Source organism: Collinsella aerofaciens, from assembly GCF_028206995.1.
In the GTDB taxonomy this organism is placed as follows: Bacteria; Actinomycetota; Coriobacteriia; order Coriobacteriales; family Coriobacteriaceae; genus Collinsella; species Collinsella aerofaciens_AQ.
Genome location: NZ_JAQLFL010000002.1, coordinates 263,658 through 283,504, shown reverse-complemented (window position 1 = coordinate 283,504; position 19,847 = coordinate 263,658). Strand labels below are relative to the sequence as shown.

Below are 19,847 nucleotides of genomic sequence, written 5' to 3'. Positions count from 1 at the left end.
GCTGCTCTACAGTCCTGCGCAAGACGGAAAGCACATTAAGTGCTTTCCTTTGCGTGCGGAACTCGCGACAAACTTAACCCCCGCCCTCAGCCCCGGAGACCCTCCCTGCCGTCACTTTGTCCAAACAGTTCTTGCTCCTCGCCGCTTCCGCGGCTCGAGGTCCCCGTTCTCCTCGGTGGGGTTGGTCTGATTATTCTTGTTGAAACTCCGCCTTTGGCTCATAAAAAACGGGAGATGCGATTTTACATCCCCCGTTTTTGTTGCGGTTAGTCTAGGTCAATAAACTTGGTGCTTAGGATCTTGCCGTCTTTGACGAGCATTCTGGCCATGGTGGGGCCTCGGGTGCCTCTGGGGTAGCTGGCGCTGCCCGGGTTGAGGACTAAGCAACGGCCCACTTGGGCTTCTTTGGTTACGTGGGTGTGGCCGTTGATGGCTACGTCTACGGATCCCACCGGAAGGTCTTCGCGGTAGTGGGCTACGGCGAATTTGAGGCCTTCGTAGGTAAAGAGCGCAAGACGGTCTACATCGGGACCGTAGTCGCGGTAGTAATCGTTGTTGCCCAGTACGGCCCGTACGGGGGCGATGGTGCATAGGTGCTCGTAGTCCATCTCTGACGTGAGGTCGCCGGCGTGGATAATCAGGTCTGCGCCCTCAAGCTCATCCAGGAGCGCAGGCGATAAATAGCCGTGGGTGTCCGAGATGATGTCGATACGCTTGGCGCTTGCACTGTTCATGGGATCCCTTCCGCAAAAAACGATTCGGCAGATACATACAAAAAAGGCCCCACGGCTCCGCAGACGATGGGTCTACAGGGCTGCGGGGCCAGTGTGCTAGAGACTCAGAGCCTTCTTGAGCAGCACGACGCGGCGGCGCGAAACCGGAACGCGTTCGTCGACGCCCGTAATGCCCAGCTGGATGGCACCCGAGGGCACCGTCTCCACATCCGTGACGCACGCCAAGTTGACGATATAGCGGCGGTGAACACGGAAGAAGCCAAAGTCGCAGAGCTTGGCCTCAAACTGCGCCAGCGAGGTCGTCGACAAAAAGCGATCATCGACGGTATAGATGCAGGAGTAATCGTCCTTGGCCATGATAAAGCGAATGTCGTCCACGGGAATGAGCACCTTGCGGCCGCCCTTTTCCACCGGGATACGCTCGATGGTCACCTTGCTGTCCGTAACCGGCTTGGTGCGTTGCATGACCTTCTCGATCGCGCGATCCAAGCGAGCTTCCTCGACCGGCTTCATCAGATAATCGACGGCATCCACGTCGAATGCCTCGACCGCATGGTCACTATACGCAGTCACAAACACGATCGCCGGCGGATTTTTGAGCTTATGCAGCGCCTCGGCAAGTTGCAGGCCCGAGGCACCGGGCATCGAAATATCGAGAAACACGACATCCACGCGACTTTCCATAAGCATCTCGATGGCGGAGCGGACGCTCGACGCCTCCGTGATCGTGCTGATCTTGCCCGTTTGCTCGAGCAGGAAGCGAAGCTCCGAGCGAGCCGGCGCCTCATCATCCACAATCATCGCACGCAGCATAGGGATAAAACCTTTCGTCAACTAACTACGCCGGGCATCCGTCGCATGACGTTGAGCCCGTAGTCTTTTATTTTACTCTTGAATGTCGAAGATGCTCTCTGACAAATCAAGATGAAGGAGCACTTTGGTGCCCTTGCCCGGCGCCGATTCGACACGCGTATAGGAGTGCGGCCCATAAAAGCGATGGATGCGCTCCGAAATATTGTGCATGGCCACACCGGCGCCGCCACCTTGGGGAGAGCTGGCGTCGGGACGGGCAGAACGCTCGTCAAACAGTCTGGCGGCGGTACCCTCATCCATGCCCACGCCATTATCGGCCACGGCAATCAAGATTGCATCCTCGCCGTCTTGGTGAACGGTCACGTCGATCCTCAGGGCGTCGTCATCGCCCATACCATGACGTACGGCGTTCTCGACAATCGGCTGGATCACGAACGCCGGCACCAGCGTATCTTCCACGTCCTCGGACACATCGAACGTCGCAAGCACGCGGTCCTCGCCAAAGCGGGCCTTCTCAAAGGTAAGGTAGCGCCTGGTCTGTGCGACCTCGCGCGAGACCGGAATAAGCGATCCCGAGTTGTCGAGCGTGGCACGATAGAACGATGAGAACTCACGAAGCAGTTCGCGGGCCCGCAGCGGGTCGGTGCGCGTAAACGATGCAATGGTGTTCAGCGTGTTGAACAGGAAGTGCGGGTTAATCTGCGCCTGCAGCGCACGCACCTCGGCGCGCGCCGTGAGTTCCTTTTGCACCTCGAGCTCGTGGATGGCGAGCTGCGTGGACAAGATCTCGGCAAAGCCCGAGGCAAGCGCGTACTGGGTACGGTCGACGGCGCGCGGGGTCTTGTAGTAGAACTTGAGCGTGCCGACGGTACGATCGCCCACCTTGATGGGGGCGATAATGCCGGCGGGGACTTGGTTGTGCGAGCCGTCCGAGCCCACGACATCCACCATACGGTTGAACGACTGCACGATGCCATGTTCGATAACGTAGCGTGTGGCAAGCGTGTGGATGGGAGTATCGGGCAGCAGTTTTTCCTCAAACTCGCCCGCGCAGGCAAGCACGTTGTCCTCGTCGGTGATGGCCACCGTCATGGCGCGCGTCTCGGGCAAAATGCGCCGGCACACCAAACGCGCCGACTCCTGCGTCAGACCGCCCTTAATGTCCTCGAGCATGGCCGAGGCCACCGAGAGCGTCTCCTCGGTGTACTGGGAGCGCACCGAATCGGGATTGAGCGTCAAAAAGATAAAGATGCACAGAAAGATGCACAGCAGCGCGCAGGCAATCACCGTGGCGATCGGCTCGATACCGGTCACCAAGGCAAAAATAAAGTACACCAGCACGCAAATGGCGCAGGCAACGGCAATGATGCGAAAGATTGATATTGAACTATCGCGCTGGGCGCGGCGGTCGATCATTCGGCCCCCTCCAGGATACTGATCAGTTGTGCGTCACGCCAAAGCCCGTCCATGATCTTGGGCCAAAAGCTCTGGAAACGCAGGTAGCTTGCAGCGTTTTGGCGCGCATAGGCCTTTGCCTCGTCGATACCATGGCGCCAGATGCGCAGGTAGCCCTCATGCTCGCGGGTAAACACGCTGCGGACCATAGCGGTCTTGCGCACGCGGTCGTCGAGCTCGCGCGAAATCCACGGGCCCGGGTAGGGCATGAGCGATGCCGCCGTAACGGGAATGAGCTCCTTTTGATGCGCGGCGAATGTCAACTTGGCCCGTTCGTAGTACCAACGGTATACATCCTGCATAAAGCGCGGTGAGCGCTTTTCGGACTCCGGAGGCAGATGGCGCACGGTCCACTCGTTATCGAACCACACGTCGTAGCCAAACATGCGCATGTTAAAGAGGTAATCCAAGTCCTCGCCGCGGGTGATAAACGGGTCAAAGGCCACACGCGTAAAGGCGCGGGCGTGCAGGGCCATCAGGCCGCCGCACACGTAGTTGGAGCGCGAGATGCGGGTGCCCGAGAGCGCCTTTTTCATCCAACGGTTGAACTCGATGCGCTTGGTCCACCAACGATGGCAGATGCCCGCCTTGTCCGTGGGAGCCAGCGGCGAGCCGTCGCGATCGTAGAAATAGCCGCTCTTGACCAAGATCGGCAAGCCCTGACGCGTCTGCTGCCCCAACGCATAGGTCGCGCGCTTCATAAAGTCGGCGTCGATGACAGTCTCATCGTCATCCAAAAAGATAACCGCGTCATGCCCCAGCACAGCGGCGCAGGCTAGCCCCATATTGCGGATGGCACCGTAGCCTCGCAGGCTCACGCACTCGCCCGAACCCTTGGGCGCGATCTGAGCAACCCGGTCTGCGATGCGCGAGGCCTGGGTGTTGGTGACAACGGTGACCTTGAGCGTGGGATGCGCGTCGACAATCTCGTGCACGCGCAGCGACACATCGGCTGTGGCAGAAACGGGACAGACCACCAAAAGGATGATGCGCGGGATGTCACGTACCTGCTCAAGCGAGGCCAGGCAGCGGTCGAGTTCGGGATTGTCGGCGTTGAGTCGCGTCGAATGGTCATAGGTGCCAGGGGCGTTTGCGCAAGCGTCATCGCCCGCCCAATACGTTGGAATCACGACCGTGGCGTTCATGCCTTACCCTCCCTGCAACACAAAAACGGGGCGCCGCCAAACACAGGCGACGCCCCGCGACCTAGCTGATTCCATCATACCCACTTGGGCAAATCATTGCTCGCAAGTCGCAATGTTTATTGCGGATAACCCCAAAAGAGTACCGTGGACAGGCACAATAGCCGCTCGCTCCTATGCGGCATGCTCTGCCGCCCGAGTCATGCGGGACAGGCGGACCAGCAGCATAAAGCCAACGATCAGCAGCACGCCAATGGAAAGGACGCCCAGCGACGGGTTGCCGGTCAGCGAGGTGACGACCGACACCAGGAAGGTGCCCATAACGCTTGCATAACGACCAAAGATGTCAAAGAAGCCGTAGTACTCGTTGGACTTTTCCTTGGGGATAATGCGGCCAAAGTAGCTACGGCTGAGCGCCTGCACGCCGCCCTGGAACAGGCCGACCATAATGGCAAGCACCCAAAACTCAAAGGCGGTCTTTAGGAAGAACGCGGCGAACAGCACAATGCCCATATAGGCGGCGACTGCCACCAAGATCATGTTGAGCGTGCCCACGCGGCCGGCGAGCTTGCCGTAGATGATGGCGGACGGAAAGGCCACGAACTGCGTAACGAGCAGCGCCAGGACCAACTGGGTCGAATCGATGCCCAAGGCCGATCCGTAGCTGGTTGCCATGGAAATGACCGTGTGCACACCGTCGATATAGAAGAAGAACGCGATCATGTAGACCAGCACGGTCTTGTTGTGGGCGATCTCGCGCATGGTGTGTCCGACCTCGGAGAACACACCGCCCACGATGCGGCCGATAGTGTCCTCAGGACCGCGCTCGCGACCGTACTTTTGCTTATAGGTGCGAATGAGCGGCAGGGTAAAGATGAGCCACCAGGCACCAGTGATGATAAACGACAGACGCGTTGCCAGCATGGTAGGGACGCCAAGAGCGGGGCCACCCATGATGAGCGCCAGGCAGATGACGAACGGCACGGTGGAACCGATGTAGCCCCAGGCATAGCCCGAGCTGGACACGGCGTCCATGCGCTCGTCGGTGGTAATGTCGGGCAGCATGGCGTCGTAGAACGTCATAGAAGAGTTAAGGCCGATGGTGCACAGCACGTACACGGTCAAAAATGCCATGGCGGACATTGGGATAGCCTGCGCCAGGCAAAGCACCAGGCCCGTGAGGAAGAAGCCCAAGAAGAACTTGATCTTGTTGCCGGCATAGTCGGCAAGCGCGCCCAGAATGGGCATGAGCATGGCGATGACCAGCGAGGCGATCGTCTGCGCATTGCCCCAGGCGACCACCAGGTCGGCCGAGGAAGCACCGGTATTGATGGCGTTAAAGTAAATGGGCACCACCGAGGTATTGAGCAGCACGAGGGCCGAATTGCCCACATCATACATAACCCAGTTACGCTCGAGCTTGGTGTATTTCATGGACAGGGACCCTTCGTATTCGCCCGATATGCAGTTAGTTCATCGTACCCTAATTGTCCAGAACCGCCGGTAAGGATTCGGCAAAGGGGCACGCACGGGCCCTATTCCTCGCGGTCGAACTCCTCATCGGCTTCGAGCACGCGACCGCTGTAGTTGACGTGACTGGTCACGGCATCCATGTCACCGGTCTCGATAAAACGTGCGACCGTGCACTCGTAATCGACCAGCGCGCGATCAAAGACCTCGGGGAAACTCTCGTTCGAGACCTCGTCGGTAAAGGGATTCTTCCATGTCAGATGGCCCAGGTTACCGGTGCGCTCGGGCAGCTCCGTCGTCACGCGATGGGCAAGGCCGTCGAGCAGCGAGTAGTCGTGCACCAAGCCCTCAACCAGCGAGATCGCGCGCGTCTTTACGGAGCCGGCCGGCTCAATCGCGCGGTAAAGTCGCTGCATATTGGCAACGGCGGCACCGTACTCCCCCGCCGGAATGTCAATGCCGTACACGCGTCCGGCAACATAGCTCATCAGCACGCCGGCCACGCGATTGATGCGATCGGTGGTGACGATCTCGCCCGCCGGCGGGTAATCGTCGACCGTAGCGCCGGCGCGTTTAAGCTGCAGCATCAGTACATCCAGGTCGCTCTCGATCACGGCATGGACCTGACTGCTCGAATCCTCAAGCTCTGAATCGGACTCCACGATGCCAAACTGCTGCTCATAGACAAAGGGATGGGCGTTGCGGTCGAGCACGTAATGAGACAGCAGGCCCAGCGCAAAGGCACGACCCAAGCTGGCGTCGCGCGGCAGCAGATGCGACACGCCGTCGCGCAGGCACGCGAACTGGCGAGACATGCGCGACCGATGCATGACCTGCGCCAGCAGCGTGCAGTCGGAAACACGCGGTGTCAGAATGTGAAAGAAAAACGGGTCGGGGCCTTGGTTGCCCAAGATAAAGGCAATGCGCTCTTCATCGGACGTGATGACGCCCTGTGGAAGACGGTCGATGCTTTCCTCGCCAAACAGATGATGGGTGATAAGCGCGGGCATAATGATCCTTTCGATTTCATTCGATGCCACCCATTATGCCCACCGCGCGCCCATGCCAAACCTGCGATGGTAAACGACGGCACGCAAGCCTCTTACGCAAGCCCCAGGTGCGCCTTAACCTCGGCAGCACGACGACGGGACACGGGCACCGTCGAGGTTACGCGATCGAGCCTGAGCTCCATAAGACCCGTGGAACCAATCTCGACATTGTGCACGTCTTCCAAATTGACCAGATAGCTGCGGTGGACACGGATAAAGCCCTCGGAGGCCAAGCGCCGCTCGAGCGATGAAATCGACTCGTTAATCAGATATGTTCCCTCGGCGCAGACGGCGTTGCAAAAATCGGCGCGCACCTCAAAGTAGCAGACATCCGCCACGGGAATGAACACCTTTTTACCCCCACGATCCACCGTCAGGCGCAAAGGCTGGCGCGGAGCATGGACGACGCGGCGGGCGCCCAGGGCGGCCTCGATCTTGTCGAGCGCCTTTGACAGACGGGCATCCTCGACCGGTTTGACGATGCAATCGACCGCATCGAGGTTATACGCATCGGCGGCAAACTCGGCAAACGCCGTCACAAACACAACCACCGGCGGCGTCTTTAGGTTCTGCAGCGTCTCGGCAAGCTCAATTCCCGAGCGACCGGGCATGGTAATGTCTAAAAACAACACGTCGGGCTTGTTCGACAGAATCGACTCCACGGCTTCGGTGACATTGCCCGCCTCGGCAATCTGACCCACACGCGTATCCTTTTCCAACAGATAGCGTAGCTCAGCCCTAATGGGAGGCTCGTCATCAACCACCAAGATGTTCCAGCCTTCGGACATATGTGCTTCCCCTCTTTTTCTCTCAATCCAACCGCGTGCTACGCCGTCAACGGTGCCGGCTCATGCGGCTCGCCGTTCAGCTCGACGATGACCTGCGTTCCCACGCCCTCCTGGGACTTCACGCGCATGCCGGAATCTTCTCCGTAAAAGAAATGGATGCGCTGAAGCACGTTGAAGAGCGCCAGGCCGCAACCTCGCTTGACGGAGCCGTCGGCGGTAATGCTCTCGGGCTCCTCTCGGCGATGCTGCTCAAACAGATGCGCGCAGACCTCTTCGCTCATACCGATGCCATCGTCCTCGACGATGATCTCCAAACCGTCATCGGTCTCGAAAGCCCTAACATGAATAGAAAGCGGCTCGGTCTCGCGCTGCGCGTGCTTGATGCAGTTTTCGAGCAACGGCTGCAAGATAAACGGCGGCACCATGCAATCGCGCACCTCAAAGTCGATATCGACCGAGACGCGCAGACGGCCGTCGCCATAACGAGCCTGCATAAGATTGATATAGCGAGTGCCCTGCTCCACCTCGTGCTCGAGCGTTGTGAGGGTATCGGAATCAGAAAGCGTCTGACGGTAGTAATTGGAAAAGTCGATCAGCAGCGACCTGGCCTTGTCCGGCTCGGTACGTACGAGCGACACGATGGTGCTGATGGTATTGAATAGAAAATGAGGATCGACCTGCGATTGCAAGGCGCGCAGCTCCACGCGGGCCGTAAGCTCGTCCTGGCGCTCGAGCTCAAAGCTTGCAAGCTGCGTGGAAATGAGGTCGGCAAAGCCCGAGGCAAGCGCCGTCTGGCGCATATCGATGCTGCTCAGGCGGGGGTAATACAGCTCGAGCGTGCCCACGCAATGCCCGCGCACGGTAAGCGGCGCGACAATGCCGGCGCGCAGGCGGGGAAAATAGCCGCCCGTCTCATTGGAGGCGTCACGCGAAAACACGCTCTGCTCACCCGTCTCAATCACGTTGAGCGTGGTCTTGAGCACCACCGGGGTGCCGGCAGGGCATTTTGCCGAGTCCTCGCCCCAGCTTGCCAGCACCTGCTTGCCGTCGGTAAAGCAAATGGCAGAGGCGATGGTCTCGGACAGGATGATTTTAGAGGCGCCCAGGGCCGCTTCGGGCGTAAGGCCGCGCGACGTGTAGGCGAATAATTTTGATGCGATGGCGAGCGTGCGGTCGGTTGCGCTCGATGTGAGGTCGTCGGGGACCACAAAGACATACGAGAAGAAGAAGCACAGCATGACCATGCCGGCAATAACGACAACGCCCGGAACAGGATTGGGATTATCGGTTAGATCCCAGATAAGCAGCAGGATAAGCGCCGGAACGACAATGCCGAGCAGGATAGCCTGAACCACATGTTGGGCCGTGCGAAAAACCTTGGTAGAGTTATAACTCTTGCCCAGAATCAGCCTATTGAGATCCACCGTCATCCCCTTCTTACTGACGCACCCCATAGCAATAAAGAGGGCCGCAAGCGACCCTCTCCATTGCATTATGCAATCAAATACTGTGTTTTACATCAAGCCATCGATGAACGGTAGCTTAGGCGCTGTACTTGTTTGCCTCGCCGAAGGTACCGGCCTCGACAATCCAGCCGTCCTTCATGATGACGTCCATGTTGTCGGTGTTGAGCACGTGGATGTCGGCGGCGACGTCACCGTTGACGACCAGCAGGTCGGCGCACTTGCCGGCCTCGATGGACCCGGTCTCGTCCTCGATGTGGCACATCTTGGCACCGTTGAGGGTGGCGCAGGTGATGGTCTCGACCGGGGTGAAGCCGATCTTGTCGACGAACTCGTACATCTCCTCGATGGAGCAGGTACCGTACGGGGTGACGAAGGAGAAGGAGTCGGAGCCGATCGTCATGACGACGCCGCGCTTCTTGGCCTCGCGCAGGCAGTCGTAGTTGCGCTGCAGCTCCTTCTCGACCAGGGTGCCCTCGTACTTGTCGTGCAGCTCGGGGACGTAGACGGGCGGATAGGTGGCGTACCAGGTGGGCAGGAAGGCGATCGTCGGGGTGAAGAAGGTGCCCTGCTCGGCCATGAGGTCCATGGTGCGCTCATCGATATCGAAGCCGTGGATCAGCTGCTCGCAGCCAAAGCGAACGGAATCGTAGGCAGCGGCGTGGTTGTTGTAGCAGTGGCTCCACACGGGGATACCGACCATCTTTGCCTCTTCGACCACGGCCTGAATCTCCTCGGAGCAATAGTGCTGGTCGCGACCGGAGTCCCAGCGCCAGATGCCGCCACCGGTAGCCCAGATCTTGATGGCATCGGGGTTCTCACGCAGGCGACGACGGACGGCCTTGCGCAGATCCCAAGGACCATCGACCTGGTCGCCCCAGGGGTGGGATTCCTTGTTGAGCTCCTGGGTGCAGTGGTGGGAGTCACCGTGACCGGCAACACGGCAGAAGCCCAGACCGGTGGCCAGAACGCGCGGGCCCTTAAAGACGCCCTTGTCGATGCAGTCGCGAATCTGGATACCAAAGCGGCCGATCTCGCAGACGGTGGTGAGGCCGTGGGTGAGGCAGTCGTAGGCCTGCTTGACGGCGACGGCCTGCTTCTCGAGGAGCGGCTGCATGACCCAATCGGTGTCATCGTCGGTCAGGTTGCCCGAGAAGTGCAGGTGGGTGTCGATCAGGCCGGGAAGGACGGTCTTGCCGGCGGCGTCGATAACCTCAACGCCCTCGGGAAGGTCCTGCATAGCACCGGCGTACTCGATCTTGCCGTTGTCGTCGACGAGAACGAGGGAGTTCTCGACCGGCTCGGCGCCGGTACCGTCGATGAGCTTACCGCCAACGATTGCATACTTAGTAGACATGGTTCCTCCTTATGGATCCATATAGTGGGCGAGGCCGTGTTGGGTTAAGGCCTCACAAAGCTACCCAAGTGGTGCCGGGTTCGGTGCGCGGGAGAGAGGGGCCCGCGCACCCGATCCGCCCCGGCTAGGCGTTATTTTTTGCGGGAATTGGTGAAAGCCATGAGGGCCAGGCCAATAGCCAACCAGCCGATCACGATGCTCCACTCCACCATGTTGAGGGAGGCGGGAGAGAACGGAATCACGAGCAGGCCGATGATAATGGCGCAGGCAGCGATAGCGAGGCTAATGCCAAACTTGCCGCCGGGCACCTCGTAGGGACGAGGCAGGTCGGGCTCGGTAAAGCGCATGCGCAGACAGGCGAGGGCGACCATACCGCAGGAGAAGATGAAGGCGAGAGCCGACACGTTGGTCAGAGGAATGAGCATGTTCTTGCCCAGGAACGGACCGATGACGGTGATGACGCCCAGCACGACGCAGGCGAGCTTGGGAGCGCCGGACTTGGGGTCGACCTCGGCGAATTTCTCGGGCAGCTGGCCCTTGCGGCCCATGGCGAGCATGATGCGGCTCGTGGCGCCGTAGAAGGAGTTCATCGGGCCCATGGGTCCAAGCGTGGCGATGACGAGCATGGCCAGGTACAGGAGCATGTTGATGCCCTTGAGGCAGGCAAGCGCGGGAACCGGGCTCTTAACAAACTCATGCCAGTCGAGGATGGTGCCGAACGAGTAGATGCAGACCATGTAGAAGCCGCCGGCGGCCAGCAGGGCCAGGGAGATGATCTTGCCGAACTTGTTCCAGTTAAGACCCTCGGCTGCTTCCTCGGCCTGCTGAGGAATGGTGTCGAAACCGGCGTAGAAGAACGGGGTCAGAACCAGGACCGACACGATGCCGGCAAACAGGCTGGTGCCCTCGGTGGCGGCCTTACCGCCGCCAGCGCCGGCGACCTGGGAGAACACAGGCATGGCGTTGTTCGGCGAACCGGTGAACAGCGAGACGCCCATGGCGAGCAGCATGCCGCAGAGCAGGGCCTTGGTCAGGAAGGCCTGGAGCTTGGCGGCCGAGCTGGCACCGCGGAAATTGAGGAAGATGACGTAGACTGCAAAGCCGAGCGCGATCAGCGTCGGGAACAGGTAAACGTCGGCGCCCAGGATGGTGTAGAGCTTGACGGCGCGCAGCCACTCAAGACCGGGCAGGCTACCGAACATCTCGGACACAAGGGTCGAAATGGCAATGGCTTCCCACGGGCACAGGATGCCGTTGCCCAGGGCCAGGAGCCAACCGGTGATGTAGCTCAGCGTACGGCCAAAGCTACGATCGACATACTCGACGATGCCGCCAGAGATGGGGATAGCAGCCGTGAGCTCACCGAAAACAGCTCCGACGGGCACGAGGAAGATTGCACCCAAGAGGAATGCGATCATAGCGGGAACGGGACCGCCGCCCACGACCATCCAGTCGCCGACCTGCAGAACCCAACCGGTACCGATGATGGCACCGAAACCGATGGTGAAGAAGTTCCAGAGCGAAAGCGTTTTCTTCATGCCGCCGTTATCCTCGACTGCAACTTCTGCATTCTTGTCCGCCATTGTTCCCCTCCTTTCCTTTTTGACGCCCCTTGGCGTCACCCCTTGCGCGGTCCGTTTTGCCGCGCGCTTTTATTCCATGGCTTTAAGATACGGCCTTGGCGCAGCAGCGCCGCTCGCAGCTCGACCGAAGGCAGAACTGCAAAACGAGCGGCACCGTTTTTGGGACGAACGGCGGGAGACGTCATTCGTCTTGGACGTTTTCATCTTGTCTGCTTTTGAAGACCTGTTACCGTGACGCTTGACGCGCGGCGCGGCAACGTTCATACCATTTGTCAGGCTTTTGGCTCACATGCCCATGTGTCGTGCATCTTTTTATGTAGGATAGACAAGTTACACATGAGACAAGGTGATTCGAATGGCATACGGATACAATGACGGCGACCAACGGCCACAAAGCGTGCGCCTTGCCGGCCGCACCATGCCAACGCCCAGAAGCACCTCCGACAACGACAACCCGCAGCGCCCCCAAGAGCAGCTCGGGGCTTCTTCGCGGCAACAAAGCCGTACCGTGCAGCAGTCAGACCGCGTGAGCACGAGCACACGCCAACGCCAGACCGACGCATCGCAGCCACGCCGCTACGATCGCCGTACGACCGACTACAACGTCAAGCGCTCCTTTTCGCGACCTCAACGCGATCGCGGCAATTCCGCCCCTCACCCCGCGTCGCACACCACAAGCCACGCGCTTCCGGCCCGCCGCCTACGCCTTGCGCTTTGCTCCATCGCCGCCTGCCTCGTCTTTGTGTTTTTGGGATCCTGTATCTCCCACGGATCAGCCGGTCTTGAGCCCACTGCCGAGGACAAGCTGCTTAAAGCTCCCGTCGCACCCGGTTACTCCTTTGCGTTCTCGACCCCACGCTCGCAATGGCAGGCCGGCGCCATGCCCCACATCTACCAAATTGACCCCGCATGGTCGGAGCTGCCCTATGCCGGTGGCACTATTCGCGAAAACGCTTGCGGTCCTACCTGCCTCACCATGGTCTATATCTTTAAGACCGGCCATACCGATAAGACGCCGGTCGATATATGCGCGCTGGCCGAAGCCGGCAACTACGCCCCCACTGGTGCCACCGAGTGGTCGTTTATGACAGGCGGTGCGTGGCAGCTGGGGCTCAACGGAACACAGCTCTATAACGATCGCGAATCGATTACACAAGCACTTCGCTCGGGTGCGCCCGTCATCGCCGCAGTGCGCCCCGGTACGTTTACCAACGTAGGCCACTACATCGTGCTCTACGGCATCGACGATGCCAACCAGATTGGCGTCTACGACCCCAACTCGGCCAGCCGCAGCGCCCGCCGCTGGGGCGTCGTGGAGGTCCTCAACGAAGTCGAAGCCATGTGGGCCTACTACTAGTCATTTAAGAACGTCCCCAATGACTAGGTGGATAGCAAAAGCCCCGCAGTCGGAGCGGACTGCGGGGCTCATGAAGAGAGGCTAGTTTGTGGGCGCTTTGCCTGGCGCCCACGAGAGAGGCAACAGAGTAGAGACTACTCGTGGATGCGGGTACCGGAGAGGCCAGCCATGGTCTCGGCGGCCTTGTCCAGAGCGCCGATGATGCAGGTGCGGCCCTTGCGGGAACGTGCGAACTTGATGGCAGCGCGGACCTTGGGCTCCATGGAACCCTTGCCGAACTGACCCTCGTCGGCCAGGCGCTCGGCCTCGTCGGCGGTGAGGTCCTCGAGCTCCTCCTGGTTGGGCTTGCCAAAGTTGATGGCGACATGCTCAACGGCGGTCAGCAGGAACAGAACGTCGGCGTCGCAGTCCTCGGCCAGCAGCTCGCCGCCCAGGTCCTTGTCGATGACGGCGGGAACGCCCTTGTAGCAGCCCTTGTTCTCGTAGTCGCGGACGACGGGAATGCCGCCGCCACCGCAGGCGATGACGATGAACTCGTTGTCGAGCAGGTTGAGGATGGAGTCAGCCTCGACGATCTTCTTGGGATCGGGGGAAGCGACGACGCGACGCCAGCCGCGGCCGGAATCCTCGACGAAGACCTTGGAGGGATCCTCGGCCATGAACTCCTTGGCCTGCTCCTCGGTGTAGAAGGGGCCGATCGGCTTGGTCGGGTTCTTGAACGCGGGATCATCCGGGTCGCACTCGATCTGGGTGACGACGGTGGCGGCGTGCCAACGCTTATAGCGCTTGTGCATCTCGCGGCCGATGCCCTGCTGCAGGTGATAACCAATGTAGCCTTGGGACATGGCGCCGCACTCGGGCAGCGGCATCTCGGGGGTACCGATGGCATCGTGGGCAGCGGCGAAGGCGTTCTGGATCATGCCGACCTGCGGGCCGTTGCCGTGGGTGATGATGATCTCGTTGCCCTGCTCGATGAGGCCGAGGAGGGCATGGGCGGTGTTGCTCACGGCCTCGATCTGCTCGACGGGGTTGTTGCCGAGGGCGTTGCCGCCAAGGGCGACGACAATACGATCGGGCTTGCCAAGAGGCTTAGACATTGCTGGAATCCTTTCTGTAAAAGGCCTACAACCCATTAATAACCCGCGTCCGTGCGATACGCGAGTTTATTAAGGTTTATATTCTCTTTATCGCTCATTTTATTCATTTTGAAAATAGCGGAACGGTGAACGGTCGTTTTTATCCGCTCAGCGTACAGAACCCCAGCTCAAGCATATCTACGCCATTTACGTGCAACTTTATTTTAATAGAGCAGGGATTAGACCAGATTATGCAAACTATATCTTTGCTAAACACAAAACAGACAGCGCAATATCTTACTCGCACTATACGAGATTCTATGCACATATAAGTCGAGTATGCACCCCTGCAAAAACAAGGGGCTTTTCATCCAACAAAAGGAATAAAGAAGAGCTCCGAAAAAGCGGCAACGGCCAAGTCCCCCATCCATCCCCAAAGTGGCGCGAGGTTTCGCGGCAAAGCCGCGAAACAGCGAAGGGGACGGAATACCCGACCAACTACGTCCTTCATCCGCCCACACAATCCAAGGACGTAGTCGTAGCAGGATCTGAGGGCTGACCTTCGCGGACACTCCGCAGGACGAAAGAACCCCCGCCGCACATAGTGCGCAGCGGGGGTTCTTTCATGTCCGAGGACGTCCGCGAAGGTCAGCCCTCAGATCCTGCGGTGGGAGACCTAGGCCTCGTTATACACCGTTTTGAGCTTCAGCAGGTGCTGATAGCGGTCCATAGCAGCCTGCTCATTCTCCTTGAAGAGCTCCTCGGCGCGCTCGGGGAAGGAACGCGTCAGCGAAGCGTAACGGGCCTCGTTCATCAGGAACTCCTGATAACCGCCCGCGGGCTCCTTGGAATCGAGCGAGAACTTCTTGCCGGCAGCAGCCTCGGGGTTGAAGCGGAAGAGGTTCCAGTAACCGCACTCGACAGCCTTCTTCATCTCGGCCTGGCAGTTCTGCATGCCACCCTTCTTGATGGAGTGCATCTCGCAGGGGCTGTAGCCGATGATGAGGGACGGGCCGTCGTAGGCCTCGGCCTCGTGAATGGCCTTGAGGGTCTGAGCCGGGTTGGCGCCCATGGCGACCTGCGCCACGTAGACGTAGCCGTAGCTCATGGCGATCTCGGCCAGGGACTTCTTCTTGGTCACCTTACCGGCAGCGGCGAACTGAGCGACCTGGCCCAGGTTCGAGGCCTTGGAGGCCTGACCGCCGGTGTTGGAGTAGACCTCGGTGTCGAAGACGAAGACGTTGACGTTGTGGCCGGAAGCCAAGACGTGGTCCAGGCCACCGAAGCCGATGTCGTAGGCCCAGCCGTCGCCGCCGAAGATCCAGAAGGACTTCTTGGTGAGGTAAGCCTTGTCAGCGAGGATCGCCTTGGAAGCGTCGCAGCCGCACTTCTCGAGCTCGGCAACGTAGGCAGCAGCAGCGGTCTTGGAGGCCTCGGCGTCGTTGACGGAGTCGATCCAAGCCTGGCCGGCGGCCTTGAGCTCATCGGACGGACCATCGGCAGCGATGATGTCCTGGGTAGCGGCGATCAGCTTGTGCTGGACGGCCTCGTAACCGACGGCCATGCCCAGACCGTGCTCGGCATTGTCCTCGAACAGGGAGTTGTTCCACGCCGGGCCGTGACCGTCCTTGTCCTTGCAGTAAGGAGCGGTGGCAGCGGGGTTGCCCCAAATGGAGGAGCAGCCGGTGGCGTTGGAGATGAACATGCGGTCGCCGGCAACCTGGGTCACCAGACGTGCATAGGCGGTCTCGGCGCAGCCGGCGCAGGAGCCGGAGAACTCCAGGTAGGGCTGCTTAAACTGGCTGCCCTTGACGTTGGCCGCGATGAGCTCCTTCTTCTCGGAGACGTTCTCGACCATATAGTCCCAAACGGGCTGCTGGTCCATCTCCTGCTCGGTGGGAACCATCTCGAGGGCGCCCTTGGGGCAGACCTTGACGCAGTTGGTGCAACCCATGCAGTCGAGCGGGGACACGGCCATGGTGAACTTCATGCCCTTGGCCTTGGGGCCCATGGCGTCGAGCGTGCGGGTAGCCTCGGGCGCGGCGGCAGCCTCGTCCTCGGTCATCGCGAACGGACGGATGGTGGCATGCGGGCACACATAGGCGCACTGGTTGCACTGGATGCACTTGGTCTCGTCCCAGTGGGGAACGACCACGGCGACGCCGCGCTTCTCGTATGCGGAGGCGCCCAGCTCAAACTGGCCGTCGGCGCAATCGACGAAGGCGGAAACAGGCAGGCTGTCGCCGTCCATGCGATCGATGGGCTCGAGCAGGTTCTTGACCTGCTGGGCGATGGCGGACTTGGTCTCCTCGGAGAGCTCGACGGGGGCGGCATCCTCGGCGGTAGCCCAGTCGGCCGGAACCTCGAACTTACGGAAGGCGGTAGCGCCGGCATCGATGGCCTTGTGGTTGGCGTCGACGATAGCCTGGCCCTTCTTCATGTAGGACTTGGTAGCCGCGTCCTTCATGTACTGCAGGGCGTCCTCGGCGGGCAGGACCTTGGCCAGCGCGAAGAAGGCGGACTGGAGCACCGTGTTGGTGCGCTTGCCCATGCCGACCTTGGCCGCCAGGTCGATAGCGTCGATCAGGTAGACGTTGACGTTGTTGTTCGCGATGTAGCGCTTGGCCACGGCGGGCATGTGCTCGGCGAACTCCTCGTCGCTCCACTGGCAGTTGACCAGGAAGGTGCCGCCCGGCTTGACGTCGCGGACCATCTTGAAGCCCTTAACGATGTAGCTGGGGTTATGGCAGGCGACAAAGTCGGCCTTGGTCACGTAGTACGGCGAACGGATCGGGGAATCACCAAAGCGCAGGTGCGAGACGGTGACGCCGCCGGTCTTCTTGGAGTCGTACTGGAAGTAGGCCTGGACGTACTTGTCGGTATGGTCGCCGATGATCTTGATCGAGTTCTTGTTGGCGCCGACGGTACCGTCGCCACCCAGACCCCAGAACTTGCACTCGATGGTGCCGGGGGCTGCGGTGTTGGGTGCATCCTCGGCCTCGGGCAGGCTCAGGTTGGTCACGTCATCGACGATGCCAATGGTGAACTCGCGCTTGGGCTCGTCCTTCTTGAGCTCCTCGAAGACAGCGAACGCGGACGCGGGAGGCGTGTCCTTGCTGCCCAGACCGTAACGGCCGCCGACGACCTTGATGCCCGTCTTGCCGGCCTCGTAGAGAGCGGAGACGACGTCCTGGTAGAGCGGCTCGCCGATGGAACCCGGCTCCTTGGTACGGTCCATGACGGCGATCTTCTGGACGGTCTCGGGGAGAACGTCGACAAAGTGCTTGATGGAGAACGGACGGAACAGGCGAACCTTGACCAGGCCGACCTTCTCGCCGTGAGCGTTGAGGTAGTCGATGACTTCCTCGAGCACGTCGCAGAAGGAGCCCATGCACACGACGACGCGATCGGCATCGGGGGCGCCGTAGTAGTTGAACAGGCCGTAATCGGTGCCGAGTTTCTCGTTGATCTTCTTCATGTAGCCCTCGACGACGGCGGGAAGCTCGTCGTAGACCTTGTTGCAGGCCTCGCGGTTCTGGAAGAAGATGTCGCCGTTCTCGTGGCTGCCGCGGGTGTGCGGGTGCTCAGGGTTGAGCGCGTGATCGCGGAAAGCCTGGACGGCGTCCATGTCGCACATCTCGGCCAGATCCTTGTAGTCCCACATGGCGACCTTCTGGATCTCGTGGCTGGTGCGGAAGCCGTCGAAGAAGTTAAGGAACGGGGTCTTGCCCTCGATGGCGGCAAGGTGAGCCACCGGCGAGAGGTCCATGACCTCCTGGACGTTGCCCTCGGCGAGCATGGCGAAACCGGTCTGGCGGCAGGCCATGACGTCGGAGTGATCACCAAAGATGTTCAGGGCGTGGGAAGCGACGCAACGCGCGGAGACGTGGAAGACGCCCGGGAGCTGCTCGCCCGCGATCTTGTACATGTTCGGGATCATCAGGAGCAGACCCTGAGAAGCCGTGTAGGTGGTGGTCAGAGCACCGGCGCCCAGCGAACCGTGAACGGTACCGGCTGCACCTGCCTCGGACTCCATCTCGACGACCTTGACCGGGGTGCCGAAGATGTTCTTGCGACCCTGGGCCGCCCACTGGTCGACATGGTCGGCCATCGGGCTGGACGGCGTAATGGGATAGATTCCCGCTACCTCGGTGTACGCATACGAAACATATGCGGCCGCCTCGTTGCCGTCCATAGACTTAAACTTACGCGCCATATACCCCTCTCCTCTCATATAGGTATACAGGCCCCGGCGATCGCCGGGATGTTGGCGTGATGGGATTTACGCTGTTGCTTCCAATCATCTGGCAGGCAGGCTCAGCAGCAGGTACGTGGCGTGGAGAGAAGACATGCCGAGGCGAGGGCCAGCTGATGCGCCCCACAGACCCGACCGCCCGTCTTGCACATGACCGAGCGCCGCAAAGGCCGCATGCCGGATGCTCCCGGACACGCCCCGGCGATGGGAAGCGCCCGCAACGGAAATCCGCATGCGGGTTTATTGTACCCCGCCGTCAAGTGTAATTTCGGCAAATATAGGCGGGCGGTAAAGGTTTACCTCGGGTGACTGCCGGGAGCAAAATGATCCCTTGGGGACGGAGGGACCATTTGGCAGGACTGGCTAGAGAGCACCGAAGAGGATGGCGTAGGTAGTGGATTCGCCGAGCTTGAGCTCGTCGCCGGGATTGAGTTGGGCGGAACGGCCGGGCTCGACCTGAATGCAGACGCGCGTGGCCCCGTTTACCACCACGGTTCCGTTGGTGGACGACAAGTCCTCGACGTGCCAGATATTTTGAGCATCGCACCAGATATGGGCATGGCGGGCCGAGACATCGTCGCCGACGTCGGTAATATCGCCCTCACCAGTGGCCAGCGCGCCAATCTCAACACCCTGCTCACTCGGCTGAATCCAGCGCGGGGCGCTCACGACAAAACTGTTTTGCACGCGCAGCAAGCCCAAGGGGTGCGCCGGGGCGGGTTCGCGTTCGCCCGCAGTCAGCGACATGCCAAGCGAACGCGGCGTGGATGTGCCTCCGCCACAGGTCGCGTGCGCGTAGTCGATGGCATAGTTCACCGAGGACCGCACATCCGCCGAACAACCGACGGCGACAAACAGCACCAGCACGGCCTCGGCGCGCTCGGCGGGCATGAGTTCCGCCGCCTGGGACAGGCGATCGAGCGCGTTGCGATAGAGATTCGTGTCCTGGTGGCACTCTTCGAGCGCGCGTACCATCGGTTCACCTGCAGGACCGCACACCATATTGATCACAGCCGTGGAGTCCATGGGATTGCGCTGGCGCAGGGCCAGTTGCGACATAATACGCGCAGCCGAGGTACCGTATTCGGCAAAGTAGCGCTGCTGAAGCGTGCCGACCGGCGCGCGAACGATAAAGCGGGAAACCCAAGAGCGATCGGCGGCTCGGCTCTGCGGGCTGCGGCCGTCGGCGAGCGGACGGGACGAAAGCACCAAGCCGCACAGCTCGATATGGCTCAGATGCGCCGCGCGCTTAAAGATGTCAAACATGGCCCCGCATGGGGTGAGCTCAACTTGAGATGCCATGAC

The 19,847-nt window shown here is 60.4% G+C and carries 14 protein-coding genes; 1 reads left to right on the top strand and 13 read right to left on the bottom strand.

Annotation, left to right across the window (positions count from 1 at the left end; genetic code table 11):
* Window positions 1-266: 266 nt before the first annotated feature.
* The 10 genes from PMX60_RS03100 to PMX60_RS03055 all read right to left on the bottom strand — a co-directional run bounded on the left by PMX60_RS03100 (window position 267) and on the right by PMX60_RS03055 (window position 11,854).
* On the bottom strand, window positions 267-734 hold the full coding sequence (locus PMX60_RS03100; protein WP_117584170.1) for a YfcE family phosphodiesterase: 468 nt from the start codon (window positions 732-734) through the stop codon (window positions 267-269).
* A 96-nt stretch (window positions 735-830) separates the two neighbouring features.
* Window positions 831-1,547, bottom strand: a complete 717-nt coding sequence (locus PMX60_RS03095; RefSeq protein WP_271746839.1) for a LytR/AlgR family response regulator transcription factor — start codon at window positions 1,545-1,547, stop codon at window positions 831-833.
* A gap of 72 nt (window positions 1,548-1,619) precedes the next feature.
* A complete protein-coding gene (locus tag PMX60_RS03090; protein ID WP_195645233.1) occupies window positions 1,620-2,963 on the bottom strand; it encodes a histidine kinase in 1,344 nt (447 codons plus the stop codon).
* Window positions 2,960-4,147 carry a glycosyltransferase gene (locus PMX60_RS03085; RefSeq protein WP_055285281.1) on the bottom strand — a complete coding sequence of 396 codons (1,188 nt, stop codon included), beginning with the start codon at window positions 4,145-4,147 and terminating at the stop codon, window positions 2,960-2,962. The genes PMX60_RS03090 and PMX60_RS03085 overlap by 4 nt, the downstream gene beginning before the upstream one ends.
* A 171-nt stretch (window positions 4,148-4,318) precedes the next feature.
* Complete coding sequence (locus PMX60_RS03080; RefSeq protein WP_138113871.1) at window positions 4,319-5,578, bottom strand: MFS transporter; 1,260 nt, start codon at window positions 5,576-5,578, stop codon at window positions 4,319-4,321.
* 101 nt (window positions 5,579-5,679) lie between these two features.
* Window positions 5,680-6,624, bottom strand: coding sequence for a zinc dependent phospholipase C family protein (locus PMX60_RS03075; protein ID WP_271746838.1), 945 nt, complete (start codon window positions 6,622-6,624; stop codon window positions 5,680-5,682).
* A gap of 92 nt (window positions 6,625-6,716) precedes the next feature.
* Window positions 6,717-7,451, bottom strand: coding sequence for a LytR/AlgR family response regulator transcription factor (locus tag PMX60_RS03070; protein WP_271746837.1), 735 nt, complete (start codon window positions 7,449-7,451; stop codon window positions 6,717-6,719).
* Window positions 7,452-7,489: 38 nt separating this feature from the next.
* Window positions 7,490-8,881: a histidine kinase gene (locus PMX60_RS03065; protein WP_271746836.1), complete on the bottom strand. Its 1,392-nt coding sequence runs from the start codon at window positions 8,879-8,881 to the stop codon at window positions 7,490-7,492.
* 112 nt (window positions 8,882-8,993) lie between these two features.
* A complete protein-coding gene (locus tag PMX60_RS03060) occupies window positions 8,994-10,271 on the bottom strand; it encodes a metal-dependent hydrolase family protein (protein ID WP_117655955.1) in 1,278 nt (425 codons plus the stop codon).
* A gap of 131 nt (window positions 10,272-10,402) precedes the next feature.
* Window positions 10,403-11,854, bottom strand: coding sequence for an APC family permease (locus PMX60_RS03055; protein ID WP_271746835.1), 1,452 nt, complete (start codon window positions 11,852-11,854; stop codon window positions 10,403-10,405).
* A gap of 355 nt (window positions 11,855-12,209) precedes the next feature.
* Here PMX60_RS03055 and PMX60_RS03050 point away from each other — a divergent pair, with 355 nt between their 5' ends.
* Entirely contained in the window at window positions 12,210-13,211 is a 1,002-nt protein-coding gene (locus PMX60_RS03050) for a C39 family peptidase (protein ID WP_271746834.1), read from the top strand.
* 134 nt (window positions 13,212-13,345) lie between these two features.
* Here PMX60_RS03050 and arcC read toward each other — a convergent pair whose 3' ends face one another.
* The 3 genes from arcC to PMX60_RS03035 all read right to left on the bottom strand — a co-directional run bounded on the left by arcC (window position 13,346) and on the right by PMX60_RS03035 (window position 19,844).
* Window positions 13,346-14,308 carry a carbamate kinase gene (gene arcC / locus PMX60_RS03045; RefSeq protein ID WP_006235166.1) on the bottom strand — a complete coding sequence of 321 codons (963 nt, stop codon included), beginning with the start codon at window positions 14,306-14,308 and terminating at the stop codon, window positions 13,346-13,348.
* Window positions 14,309-14,963: 655 nt separating this feature from the next.
* Window positions 14,964-18,503 (bottom strand): pyruvate:ferredoxin (flavodoxin) oxidoreductase, encoded by a 3,540-nt coding sequence (nifJ, locus tag PMX60_RS03040; protein WP_117655974.1) that lies wholly within the window; start codon window positions 18,501-18,503, stop codon window positions 14,964-14,966.
* A 402-nt stretch (window positions 18,504-18,905) separates the two neighbouring features.
* The gene (locus PMX60_RS03035; RefSeq protein WP_118270928.1) at window positions 18,906-19,844 is read right to left on the bottom strand and encodes an FHA domain-containing protein; all 939 of its coding nucleotides are present in this window, start codon (window positions 19,842-19,844) and stop codon (window positions 18,906-18,908) included.
* Between the last annotated feature and the right edge of the window lie 3 nt (window positions 19,845-19,847).